Raw genomic sequence first — 12,082 nt, forward strand, 5'->3', positions numbered from 1 at the left:
TGTAGAGAAATTTTGGTTTAGAGGAAGGAAACGCGATGGATAAGGGAATGAAGATTCTGGTAGTGGACGACTTTCCGACGATGCGCCGGATCGTCCGCAACCTGCTCAAGGAGCTGGGCTATTCGAACGTCGATGAAGCCGAGGACGGCGCAGCGGGTCTCACGCGCCTGCGCAGCGGCGGCTACGATTTCGTGATTTCCGACTGGAACATGCCGAACCTGGACGGCCTCGCGATGCTCAAGGCGATCCGCGCCGACGCGGCGCTTTCGCACCTGCCGGTGCTGATGGTGACGGCGGAATCGAAGAAGGAAAACATCATCGCTGCGGCGCAGGCGGGCGCGAGCGGTTACGTGGTGAAGCCGTTCACGGCGGCGACGCTCGATGAGAAGCTCAACAAGATTCTCGAAAAGATGGCGAAGGCCGGGAGCTGACGTGAACGAGTTCACCGACGTGCAGCCCGCCGTGCCGCCGGAAGGGCAACCCGAAGTGCCGTCCGCCGTGCCGCAGAGCGACGCCGAGACGGGCGAGCTCGCTTCGGACCGCATCCTCGCGCGCATCGGCCAGCTCACGCGCACGCTGCGCGACTCCATGCGCGAGCTCGGCCTCGACAAGCACGTGGAGCGCGCGGCCGAAGCCGTGCCCGACGCGCGCGACCGGCTGCGCTACGTCGCGAACATGACGGAGCAGGCCGCCGAGCGCGTGCTGTCCGCGATCGAGGTGGCCAAGCCGATGCAGGTGCAGCTCGAAAGCGATGCCAAGGAACTCTCGGCGCGCTGGGCCACGTGGTACGACGCGCCGATCGGCCGCGAGGAAGTGCGCGCGCTGATGGACGACACGCGCCAGTTTCTGGAAGGCGTGCCGCAGTCCACGTCGGCGACCAGCCAGCAGCTGCTCGAAATCATGCTCGCGCAGGACTTCCAGGACCTGACCGGCCAGGTGATCAAGAAGATCATGGACGTGGTCTATCTGATCGAGCAGCAACTGCTTACGGTGCTGGTCGAGAACATCGCGCCGGAGCGGCGCGAGCAGTTCGCGGCGAATGCCGCGCTGCTCGCGGAGACGGCCAGCGGCACGGGCAGCCCCGAGGCCCTCCTGAACGGCCCGCAGATCGATCCCGAGGGCAAGGCCGACGTGATGCAGGATCAGGCACAGGTGGACGACCTGCTCGCGAGCCTCGGGTTCTAGCGGGAGGCGGCGGCCTCCTGCATCGCCTTTCAGGCTGCTTGCCGCTTGCATGGCCTCCCCCGGCCTGCACGACGGCGCGCCAGCCTGGTCGGACGGCTAGCTCCCGAATGTCATTTCGCGCAGGCATACTAGGGCCTGCTAACTCATTGCCGCCACGGCGCGCCGAGAAATGCGCGACCGGGAGAGGGAGGACCACCTTGTATCCGCACGCATCCACCGTTGCAACTGTGGCGCCGGCCGCGCCGGGCGCGTCCAGGGCGCCTTCGACATCGCGTCTTGCCGTGGCGCTCGTGTGCGCAATCGGCATGTGGGGAATCGCGCAGCCGGCCAGCGCCGCGCTGGGCGGCGCGCCCATGAGCACGCCGCAGGGCGCGAGCGTCACGGTTCCGGATGCCGCCACCAGCCCGGCTGGACAGGGGGCTGCATCCGCGGTCGTGCGCCAGGCGGCGCCGGCCAGCGCGGCATCCCCGGCTTCCGCTGCCGGCAGCACGACCGCGTCGTACACCGTGAAGCAGACCACGCTCGCGAACGGCATCGTCGTGCGCGAGTACGTCTCGCAGGCAGGCATGGTGTTCGGCGTGGCGTGGAACGGGCCGCAGCCGCCCGACCTCGCGACGCTGCTCGGCAACTATTTCCCGCAATACGTTTCCGGCGTGCAAGCCAATCGCGCGAGAGGCGTGCGTGGCCCCGGCGCGGTCGAGAGCAGCGGCCTCGTCGTGCACTCGGGTGGCCACATGGGTGCCTTCTCCGGCGAGGCGTGGCTGCCGCAGGCGCTGCCGGCCGGCGTCAGCACGTCCGACATCCAATAACGAACGGGAGGCGAAACGTGTCCATCCACGGAATCCCCGGCGCCTTCGTTCGCGCCCTGCGCGAGCCGCGTGCTTTTCTTTTTGCCGTGCTGTTCGCGCTGACAGCGGGCCTCGCCGCGTGCGGCGGCGGTGGTGGCGGCTCCGGCGGCTCCGGCTCCGGCGCAGGCTCCAGCGCCGGGGGCAGCGGCGACACCTCGTCGTTGCCCGCGGGTCCGCAGCAGCAGCCCATCGCCGCCACCGCCTCGAATACCGTGGCCGTGACCGTGAACCGGGGCATCACCGGCAATGTGCCCAATATCCCCACGGTGAGCGTGAAGATCTGCGTGCCGAACACCGGCACTTGCCAGACCATCGACAATATTCAGGTAGACACGGCCTCGTTCGGACTGCGCGTGGTCAGCTCGGCGCTCGGCAGCCTCAATAGCACGTTGCCGCTGACCACCAGCAACGGCGCGACGCTCGCCGAGTGCACGGGGTTCGCCGACGGCTACACCTGGGGCACGGTGCGAAGCGCCGACGTACAGATCGGCAGCGAGACGGCCGGCAACATTCCGTTTCAGGTGATCGGCGATCTCGCCACGTCCACGGTCCCAACGAACTGTTCGAGCATCGGCCCGTCGCAGAACTCGGTGCAGGCGCTCGGCGCGAACGGTATTCTCGGCATCGGCGTCGCGCCGTGGGACTGCGGCTCGGGCTGCGCGAATTCCGTGCAGAACGGCTTCTATTACGCATGCCCCAACGGCACCACCAGCAACAACTGCGCGAACACGGCCGTCGCGCTGAACAACCAGGTGGCCAATCCCGTCGCGCACTTTCCCGTCGACAACAACGGCGTGATCCTGCAGATGCCGCCCATCTCCAACAACGGCCAGGCCTCCGCCACGGGCACGCTGGTGTTCGGCATCGGCACGCAGTCGAACAACGCGATACCCACCTCGGTGCAGCGTTTCGCTACCGACGGGTCGGGCAACATGACCGGCACGTATAACGGCCACGCGGTGCGGTACGCGTTCCTCGACTCGGGCTCGAACGGCCTGTTCTTCGCCGATAGCGGCATTGCGCAGTGCGGCGGCAATCTCGGCACGTTTTACTGCCCGGCCAAGCCGCTCACGCTCAGCGCGACGCTCACCGACAAGAACAACGTGTCGAGCAACGTGAGCTTCAACGTGGTGAGCGCAGCGGCGCTGCTCAATAGCGGCTCGAATTTCGCGCTCAACGATCTCGCCGGCGCGTTCGGGTCGAACGCGAACCTCGACCTCGGCTTGCCGTTCTTCTACGGACGTTACGTGTATTACGGTTATGGCCAGGCGCCCTACGTCGCGTTCTGACGTGTTCTGACGCGCATTTGCCGCGCGTCCGCCGCTGCTGCGGCGGGCGCGCATGCCTGCCTCGCCCTGGCCCTCGCGCCGCCTTCGTACTGACCCTCCTGCCGCCTCCCCCGGCCATCCCATCTCCCGAACTACCCCGGTTTCCCCGTCCTGATCCGCCAATCGCCGCTTGCGCCCCGAGGCAATAATCGCTCTCACTGAAAAAGGGCGTGCGCCGTCACCGCAGGGGTGGCGGGTGTGCGTGCGCCGCGACCGGAGCATCCGTGGCAGAGGACAGCGACCTCGAAAAAACCGAATCAGCCACTCCCAAGCGCCTCGAAAAGGCGCGCGAGGAGGGGCAGGTCGCGCGTTCGCGGGAGCTTTCCACGTTTGCGCTGCTCTCGGCGGGGTGTTTCGGCGCGTGGATGCTGTCGGGCACCATCGGCGAGCACTTGCAGACGATGCTGCGCGGCGCGCTCACCTTCAACCACGCGGGCGCGTTCGAGACGAAGCGCATGCTCACGGGCGCCGGCGTGGCTGCGCGCGAAGGTCTCGTCGCGCTCTTGCCCGTGCTCCTGCTGACCGGCGCCGCCGCGCTGCTCGCGCCCATGGCGCTGGGCGGCTGGCTGTTCTCGACCAAATCCCTGGAGATGAAGTTCAGTCGCCTCAATCCGGTGTCGGGGCTTGGACGCATCTTCTCGGTGAACGGGCCGATCCAGCTTGGCATGTCGATCGCGAAGACGCTCGTGGTGGGCGGCATCGGCGGATCGGCGCTGTGGATGCGGCGCGACGAAATTCTCGGTCTCGCCATGCAGCCGCCGCCGCGCGCGTTCGCCGACGCCCTTCATCTGATTGCCGTGTGCTGCGGCACGACCGTCGCCGGCATGTTCGTGGTGGCCGCCATCGACGTGCCGTATCAGCTCTGGTCGTATCACCGCAAGCTGCGCATGACCAAGGAAGAAGTGAAGCGCGAGCACCGCGAGAACGAAGGCGACCCGCACGTGAAGGGCCGCATTCGCCAGCAGCAGCGCGCCATGGCGCGCCGCCGCATGATGGCGCAGGTGCCCAAGGCCGACGTGGTGGTGACCAATCCGACGCACTTCGCCGTCGCGCTCCAGTACGCCGACGGCGAAATGCGCGCGCCCAGGGTGGTCGCCAAGGGCGTGAACCTCGTGGCCGCGCGCATCCGCGAGCTCGCCGCCGAGCACAACGTGCCGCTGCTCGAAGCGCCGCCGCTGGCACGCGCGCTCTACTACAACGTCGACATCAATCGCGAGATTCCCGGCCCGCTGTATGGCGCGGTCGCGCAGGTGCTCGCGTGGGTCTATCAGTTGAAGCGCTTTCGCGAGCACGGCGGCGATGTGCCGATGGCGCCCACCGACCTCGACGTGCCGCCGGAACTGGACAAGGGCGCGGTGAGCGACGAAGACGCCACCGAGGAAGCGGACGAAGCGCTCTCGTCCGAGGAGCGCGCGGCCAGCGGCAGCGCACAAAACACAGCATCAAGCACAGCATCGAACCCCGCCCGCGGCGCGAATCGCGCTGACACGCGCAACGACGCCCGCAACGGCAACGAAGGAGCCACAGAATGAACGCCCGCACCGGTTTCCTCGCGCGGCGCCCGGACGTGCTGCAAGGCACGAATCTGCGCGCGCTCGCCGGACCGATCCTGATCTGCATGATCCTCGGCATGATGATCCTGCCGCTGCCGCCGTTCCTGCTGGATCTGCTGTTCACCTTCAACATCGCGCTATCGGTGATGGTGCTGCTCGTCAGCATGTACACCATGAAGCCGCTCGACTTCGCGGCGTTCCCGAGCGTGCTGCTGTTCTCCACGCTGTTGCGCCTCTCGCTGAACGTGGCCTCCACGCGCGTCGTGCTGCTCGAAGGCCACACCGGCCCCGACGCGGCCGGCAAGGTGATCGAATCGTTCGGCCACTTCCTCGTGGGCGGCAATTTCGCCGTGGGTATCGTGGTGTTCGTGATCCTCATGGTGATCAACTTCATGGTGATCACGAAGGGCGCGGGGCGGATCGCGGAAGTGTCGGCGCGCTTCACGCTCGACGCCATGCCCGGCAAGCAGATGGCGATCGACGCCGACTTGAACGCGGGCCTCATCAACGAGGAAGCCGCGCGCAAGCGCCGCACCGAGATCGCCCAGGAAGCCGAGTTCTACGGCTCGATGGACGGCGCGAGCAAGTTCGTGCGCGGCGACGCCATCGCGGGCCTCCTGATCATGGCGATCAACATCATCGGCGGGCTGATCGTGGGCGTGGTGCAGCACGGCATGCCGTTCGCCTCGGCGGGCGAGACCTATACGCTGCTGACGATCGGCGATGGTCTCGTCGCCCAGATTCCGTCGCTCGTGATCTCGACGGCCGCGGGCGTGATCGTCTCGCGCGTGGCGACCAATGAGGACATCGGCACGCAACTCACCGGCCAGCTGTTCACGAACCCGCGCGTGCTGATGATCACCGGCGCGATCATCCTCATGATGGGCATGATTCCGGGCATGCCGCACTTCGCATTCTTGCTGCTGGGCGGGGGCGCGATCCAGCTTGGCCGCGTGATGAAAAAGAGCGCCGAGGCGAAGAAGGCCAGCGCCGTGCTCGCGGACGTGCTGCCGGCTGCCGCCGCGCCCGTCGAGAACGCCGAGGCGAGCTGGGACGACGTGGCGCTCATCGACACGCTCGGGCTCGAAGTGGGCTACCGCATCATTCCGCTCGTCGACAAGAACACCGACGGCGAGCTGCTCAAGCGCATCAAGAGCATCCGCAAGAAGTTCGCGCAGGAAATCGGCTTCCTGCCGCCGGTCATTCACATCCGCGACAACCTGGAGTTGCGCCCGAACGCTTACCGCATCGCGCTAAAGGGCGTGGAAGTGGGCTCGGGCGAAGCGTTCCCGGGCCAGTGGCTCGCGATCAATCCGGGGCAGGTGAGCGCGGTGGTGCCCGGTACGCCGACCACCGACCCGGCGTTCGGGCTGCCCGCGATCTGGATCGATTCGAACATGCGCGAGCAGGCCCAGGTGTTCGGCTACACGGTGGTCGATTCGAGCACCGTGGTGGCGACGCACCTCAATCACCTCGTGGTGACGCACGCGGCCGAATTGCTGGGCCGCCGCGAAGTGCAGGCGCTGATCGAGCGCGTGCAGAAGGACACGCCCTCGCTCGTGGACGACCTCGTGCCAAAGGTGCTGGCGCTCACGACCTTGCAGAAGGTGCTGCAAAACCTGCTGGAAGAGGGCGTGCCGATCCGCGACATGCGCACGATCATGGAGTCGCTCGCGGAGCATGCGCCGCGCATGCCCGACGCACACGACCTCACGGCGGCCGTGCGCATCTCGCTGGGCCGCGCGATCACGCAGCAGTGGTTCCCCGGCAATGCGGACATGCAGGTGATGGGGCTCGACGCCAATCTCGAACGCGTGCTTTCGCAGACGCTGACCTCGGGACCGAACCCCGGGCTGGAGCCCGGTCTCGCGCATACGCTGCTCACGCAGACCGAAATGGCGATGGGACGTCAGCAGGCGTTGGGACTTGCGCCCGTGCTGCTCGTACAGCATGCGCTGCGGCCGATGCTCTCGCGCTTTTTGCGCCGCAGTCTGCCGCAGTTGAAGGTGCTTTCGTATGCCGAGGTGCCGGATACGCGCAATGTGCGGGTGGTGAATGTGGTGGGGGCGGGGTGAGGCGAACTTAGCCTTACTCAGCATCCGGTGCGTATCCCAATTCTCGCTGGTGGCGAATAGCCAGCATCAACACGCGCGAATCTGATTTCGCATAAAGCACCAGGTGCGAGGGCAGGACGTATTCTCGAAATTCTGGCAGTCCAGCGTCGACGGCCAACTGCAACACCCTGTCCAACCGCATTTGGCCTTCAATCGAACTCGCGGCAAACATACTTGCACGACGGCCGATGTTCGGGTGCTATCCTGATATAAATTCATTAACAAAAACATATAAATATCCGTGCATATAGTCAATTGACGATCTCGCGCTGTTTCGCTGCGCGCAAGCTTGCCCGCTTCCCCCATCCCCCGAATTACCCACCTTTCCCCGCCCTGATCCACCGATCGTCGAGGGCTCACCTTCGAAATAATTCCAACATCGGAGAAGGGCCCGTGCGAGAGCGCAAGGCCTGCGGTAATCCAGACGCAAACGACGGGCGGCGCAGGCCGCTCACCTCACTCAGGGGCTTGGCTTGAACATTCGCAAATTCATCGGTGGCACCAGCCGCGACGCGTTGCGCCTCGTGCGCGAAGCGCTGGGTGCGGACGCCGTCGTATTGTCGAATCGCACGCTCGACGACGGCAGCGTCGAAATCGTCGCGCTCGCGGACCGCGACCTCGCAGCGCTCGCGCCGGCGGACGGCGGAGCGCCGTCTGGCGGAGCGCCCCTTGGCGGAGCGCCACTCGGCGGCACATCGTCCGCCGGTGGTCAGGCGCAGGCTGGCGCGGGCTTCGCGGCGAAGCCGTCGCGCGCCGCGATCGGCGCACCGCCTGCCGCCAGCACTGCGGCGACCGCTGGCAACCCTTACGCAAGCGGCGGCATGCCCGACGTGTTCTCATCAGTGTTCGGCGCGAGCCCGGAGGTGGGCGCGGAGCGCGACGCCGCTGGGGCGGACGCCGCGGCACAAGGCGAAGCCGATGAAGGCAACCACGACAGCGACAGCGACGACACCGCCGTCTCTCTCGGACAAGCCACGCAGGCAAAGCTGAGCGCCGAAGCGTCCGAAGCCGCGGCAAAGCCGTTCTCCGCTTCGCGTGCCGCGGCGGGCCAGCAAGCCAGGCAACCCGCAGTCGAGTCCCAGGACGCACCGCGCACGATGGCCGAATCGAACCCCTGGCTGATCGACCACGCGCGCCGTATCGCGAATCAGCAAGCGAACCAGCAGGCGAACCGGGACACGGCCCAGCCGACCGGCATGACGCCGGCCGCCGCGATGGCGAAAGGCCTCGGCGTGGCCGCCGACCCCACGCATCGCGCCGATATCGACGCGAACACGCCCGAATGGGCGCGCCAGGCTGCGCACGTCGCGGCGCGCCGCGCGGCCCGCAGCATTGGCCAGAGCCCCGATGCGGCCGGCCCGGCGCCCGCCGCTCAAAGCGTTCAAAGCGTTCAAAGCGCCCCTAACCCGGCCCAGGCCGCCCAGAGCGCACAACCCGCCGCGCCCAGCACCGCACAAACGGTGAGCGAAGCGATCCGCGCGCGCATCGAGCAGGTCGTCAACGAAACCGTGATGCACGAGCTCGCCTCCATGCGCGGCATGATGGAAGAGCAGTTCGCGGGCCTGCTGTGGGGCGAGCATCAGCGCCGCAACCCGATGCAGGGCGCGCTCACGAAGCAGCTTTTCGCGGCCGGCTTTTCGGCGCAGCTCGTGAAGATGGTGGTCGACCGCCTGCCCAGCGTGGAAACCGAAGAGGCCGGCATGGAGTGGGTTCAGTCGGTGCTCGAATCGAACCTGCCCGTGCTCGAGGACGAAGAAGCGCTCATGGAGCGCGGCGGCGTATTCGCGCTGATGGGCCCGACCGGCGTGGGCAAGACCACGACCACGGCGAAGCTTGCCGCGCGCTGCGTGATGCGCTTCGGCGCGAGCAAGGTCGCGCTGCTCACGACCGACAGCTACCGCATCGGCGGCCACGAGCAACTGCGCATCTTCGGCAAGATCCTCGGCGTCTCGGTGCATGCGGTGCGTGACGGCGCCGATCTGCAACTCGCGCTCACCGAGCTCAAGAACAAGCACATCGTGCTGATCGACACGATCGGCATGAGCCAGCGCGACCGCGCCGTGACCGACCAGATCGCCATGCTGTGCGGTACGGGCCGCCCGGTGCAGCGCCTGCTGCTGCTTTCGGCGACCAGCCACGGCGACACGCTCAACGAAGTCGTGCAGGCGTACCAGCACGGCCCGGACAACTCGCCGCTCGCGGGCTGCATCCTCACCAAGCTCGACGAAGCGACCAACCTCGGCAGCACGCTCGACACGGTGCTGCGCTACAAGCTGCCGGTGCACTACGTCTCCACGGGCCAGAAGGTGCCAGAGAACCTGTACGTGGCCACGCGCCGCTTTCTCGTGCGCAGCGCGTTCTGCGTGCCGCGCGATCGCTCGCCGTTCGTGCCGCACGAGGACGATATTCCCGCGCTGCTCTCCGCGCTCTCGACGCGCTCGGCCACGCAAGCTCCCGAGGTCCGGTTTGGATAAGTTCGTGATCGATCAGGCAGAAGGCCTGCGACGGCTGCTCGCGCGCGAAGGCTCGCGCGTGATCGCCGTGACCGGCGGCCACGGCGCACCCGGGCGCACGACCGTGGTGATCAATCTCGCGGCCGCGCTGATCGCGCTGGGCAAGGACGTGCTCGTGATCGACGAGTGCCTCGGTCCGCGCTCGGTCAGTGCGCAGCTCGGCGGCGGCATGCGCGGCGTGAGCAACGAAGCGCGCGGCAATGCCGCAAGCCTCGCAGGAAACTTCGCGCCGAATTTCGCGGCGGTGATGCGCGGCGAGATTGCGCTGGACCAGGCCGTGGCGCGGCATGCGCTGGGCTTCGGCGTACTGGCCGCGCCGCGCGAGCAGTGCGTGGGGGCGCAGCTGGATGCGCCATTGAGCAAGCTGCTGGCCGGTCCCGCCGATTTCGTGCTGATCGACGCGCAGCTCGACGCCGAAGGCGCGCTCTCGCCGCTCGCCTTGCACGCGCACGACGTGCTGATCGTGATGCGCGTGACCGCGCAGGCGATCACCGACGCCTACGCCTGCATGAAGCGGCTGCATTTCGCGCATGCGATTGGGCAGTTCCGCGTGCTTGCGAACCACGTGGCGAGCGCCGCCGACGCGCAGGCCGCGCTCGAGAATCTCGCGGGAGTGGCGAGCCGCTACCTCGCGGTATCGCTGGAGCGCGCGGGCAGCGTTGCCGCCGATCCGCACATGCCGCGCGCGCTGCAACTGTCGCGCTGCATCGTCGATGCGTTTCCGTCGACGGCTGCCGCGCGAGATTTTCGCCACGTGGCGGCCGAACTGCCGCACTGGCCGCTGCGCCCCGCGCTGTTGGCATCGGCGGGCGCGCCGGCGAGTCCGGAGCAAGCGGCGAATTCATTCGTTTCATCCGTCACGGACGCCCCGTCCGCGAGCGCGACGGCCTATGCGGGATGGCGGGCGGACTCGCCCGTGCACGCGCATCGGCACGTGTGACGGACACAGGAAGGAGAGCCAGATGTATAACGCTCAAGGAAAGATTTCGCAGGCCGACGTGCTCGCGAAGTATGCGCCGCTCGTGCGGCGGCTCGGATTGCAGCTCGTGGCGAAAATGCCCGCGAGCGTGGATCTCGACGACTTGATCCAGGCCGGCATGATCGGCTTGCTCGACGCTGCGAGTCGCTACAAGGAAGATCAGGGCGCGCAGTTCGAGACCTACGCGAGCCAGCGCATTCGCGGCGCCATGCTCGACGAGTTGCGCAGCAACGACTGGCTGCCGCGCAGCCTGCGGCGCACCTCGCGCGAAGTGGAAAGCGCGGTGCATCAGGTGGAGCAGCGGCTTGGCCGCTCGGCGAGCGAGACGGAGATTGCCGAGCATCTGCAGATGCCGCTCGACGAGTACCAGAGCATGCTGCAGGATCTGCACGGCAGTCAGCTCATCTACTACGAAGACTTCGACCGCTCCGCCGACGACGAGCCGTTCCTCGACCGCTATCGCGTCGATCACTCGGACCCGCTCTCGGCGCTGCTCGACGAGAGCCTGCGCGGCGCGCTAGTCGAGGCGATCGAGCGGCTGCCCGAGCGCGAGAAGTTGCTGATGTCGCTGTATTACGAGCGCGGCATGAACCTGCGCGAGATCGGCGCGGTGCTGGAGGTGAGCGAGTCGCGCGTATGCCAGTTGCACAGCCAGGCGGTGGCACGCTTGCGGGCGCGGCTGCGCGAGATGTCATGGGCGGGGACGGAGCATTGAATCGGCTTGGCATCAATGGGTTGGGTGCTGTGTTGAGGGCTGGCTACCCTACACAGAACCCTACTTCAAACCCTACGCGGAATAAATTAATTCAATACAAAACAATGGCTTAGTGTTTATAATTCGCGACTTCAAACCCTACATGGGTGTGAACATCACGCCATGACGACGACCGTTTCGTTTGAGCCATTGTTTCCTGAAGATCGGGTGCTTGATCCGCTGCTTGATCAGGCGTCGGATCTTGTCGGTTCGTCAGAGAGATTGCTTCCCGTGTTGAGGACTCCGTTTTCTGAGGCATTGGCGCCCCAGTTGCGCGCGATGAACTCCTACTACACGAACAAAATCGAAGGCCAGCACACCACGCCCGCCAGAATAGAAGACGCGCTCAAAGAGAACTATTCGACAGATAGCGTCGAACGCAAGAAACAGCACCTGGCTCTGGCGCACATCGCAACGGAAACCGTACTGGAGCACGATTGGGCGACGCTTCCCGTTGCTGCCCTGTTCGAGCCTGAGCGCGTCACGACACTGCACGAGCGGTTCTTTTCAGCGTTGCCAGCCGACGAGCGATTTACCAGTGAAGGTGCACCTATCGTTCCCGGCGAACTTCGGAATGTGGACGTTACGGCTGAGCTGCTTTTTCACAATTATTTGCTGACTTGTGGGGAAAGACGTTTATCGACTTGAACCGGTCAAACGCAGCCAGTCATCAGTAGACGTTCAACGAAAAGCTACGACAAATTTAAGTTGCTTGGGTCGGTGATTCCTCTGAAAGAAAAGTAAACACGGAGATTTCGCCCATATACCTTGAAAGGCGTCGCTCGGAAACGATGACCAAATAGTCTTG

Annotated in this window: 10 protein-coding genes; all 10 read left to right on the forward strand. The window is 66.2% G+C overall.

The genetic code is table 11. The features are described from left to right. Positions 1–35: 35 nt before the first annotated feature. The 10 genes from cheY to PWP93_RS13385 all read left to right on the forward strand — a co-directional run bounded on the left by cheY (position 36) and on the right by PWP93_RS13385 (position 11,922). The gene (cheY, locus tag PWP93_RS13340) at positions 36–431 is read left to right on the forward strand and encodes a chemotaxis response regulator CheY (RefSeq protein WP_421025032.1); all 396 of its coding nucleotides are present in this window, start codon (positions 36–38) and stop codon (positions 429–431) included. Between the two features lie 55 nt (positions 432–486). Beyond that, positions 487–1,185 carry a protein phosphatase CheZ gene (gene cheZ, locus PWP93_RS13345; protein WP_421025291.1) on the forward strand — a complete coding sequence of 233 codons (699 nt, stop codon included), beginning with the start codon at positions 487–489 and terminating at the stop codon, positions 1,183–1,185. A 305-nt stretch (positions 1,186–1,490) separates the two neighbouring features. Beyond that, entirely contained in the window at positions 1,491–1,994 is a 504-nt protein-coding gene (locus PWP93_RS13350; RefSeq protein ID WP_421045089.1) for a DUF2844 domain-containing protein, read from the forward strand. A gap of 23 nt (positions 1,995–2,017) precedes the next feature. Further along, positions 2,018–3,322 carry a DUF3443 domain-containing protein gene (locus PWP93_RS13355; protein ID WP_421045090.1) on the forward strand — a complete coding sequence of 435 codons (1,305 nt, stop codon included), beginning with the start codon at positions 2,018–2,020 and terminating at the stop codon, positions 3,320–3,322. Positions 3,323–3,585: 263 nt separating this feature from the next. Further along, positions 3,586–4,893 carry a flagellar biosynthesis protein FlhB gene (flhB, locus tag PWP93_RS13360; RefSeq protein ID WP_421044802.1) on the forward strand — a complete coding sequence of 436 codons (1,308 nt, stop codon included), beginning with the start codon at positions 3,586–3,588 and terminating at the stop codon, positions 4,891–4,893. Beyond that, on the forward strand, positions 4,890–6,989 hold the full coding sequence (gene flhA, locus PWP93_RS13365; RefSeq protein WP_421025030.1) for a flagellar biosynthesis protein FlhA: 2,100 nt from the start codon (positions 4,890–4,892) through the stop codon (positions 6,987–6,989). Before flhB ends, flhA begins: the two co-directional genes overlap by 4 nt. Before the next feature lie 512 nt (positions 6,990–7,501). After that, positions 7,502–9,502 carry a flagellar biosynthesis protein FlhF gene (flhF, locus tag PWP93_RS13370; RefSeq protein ID WP_421044803.1) on the forward strand — a complete coding sequence of 667 codons (2,001 nt, stop codon included), beginning with the start codon at positions 7,502–7,504 and terminating at the stop codon, positions 9,500–9,502. Next, positions 9,495–10,481: a MinD/ParA family protein gene (locus tag PWP93_RS13375; RefSeq protein WP_421044804.1), complete on the forward strand. Its 987-nt coding sequence runs from the start codon at positions 9,495–9,497 to the stop codon at positions 10,479–10,481. The genes flhF and PWP93_RS13375 overlap by 8 nt, the downstream gene beginning before the upstream one ends. A 22-nt stretch (positions 10,482–10,503) precedes the next feature. Further along, on the forward strand, positions 10,504–11,235 hold the full coding sequence (locus PWP93_RS13380) for an RNA polymerase sigma factor FliA (RefSeq protein ID WP_421044805.1): 732 nt from the start codon (positions 10,504–10,506) through the stop codon (positions 11,233–11,235). A gap of 162 nt (positions 11,236–11,397) precedes the next feature. After that, positions 11,398–11,922, forward strand: coding sequence for a hypothetical protein (locus PWP93_RS13385; protein ID WP_421044806.1), 525 nt, complete (start codon positions 11,398–11,400; stop codon positions 11,920–11,922). Positions 11,923–12,082 lie beyond the last annotated feature (160 nt).

The organism is Paraburkholderia sp. A1RI-2L (genome assembly GCF_048957375.1).
GTDB lineage: Bacteria > Pseudomonadota > Gammaproteobacteria > Burkholderiales > Burkholderiaceae > Paraburkholderia.

Excerpts from the sequence above, each read along its gene's own strand:
- cheY (WP_421025032.1), top strand. The coding sequence starts at position 36 with ATGGATAAGGGAATGAAGATTCTGGTAGTGGACGACTTTCCGACGATG.
- PWP93_RS13350 (WP_421045089.1), top strand. The coding sequence starts at position 1,491 with ATGTGGGGAATCGCGCAGCCGGCCAGCGCCGCGCTGGGCGGCGCGCCC.
- flhA (WP_421025030.1), top strand. The coding sequence starts at position 4,890 with ATGAACGCCCGCACCGGTTTCCTCGCGCGGCGCCCGGACGTGCTGCAA.
- PWP93_RS13380 (WP_421044805.1), top strand. The coding sequence starts at position 10,504 with ATGTATAACGCTCAAGGAAAGATTTCGCAGGCCGACGTGCTCGCGAAG.
- PWP93_RS13385 (WP_421044806.1), top strand. The coding sequence starts at position 11,398 with ATGACGACGACCGTTTCGTTTGAGCCATTGTTTCCTGAAGATCGGGTG.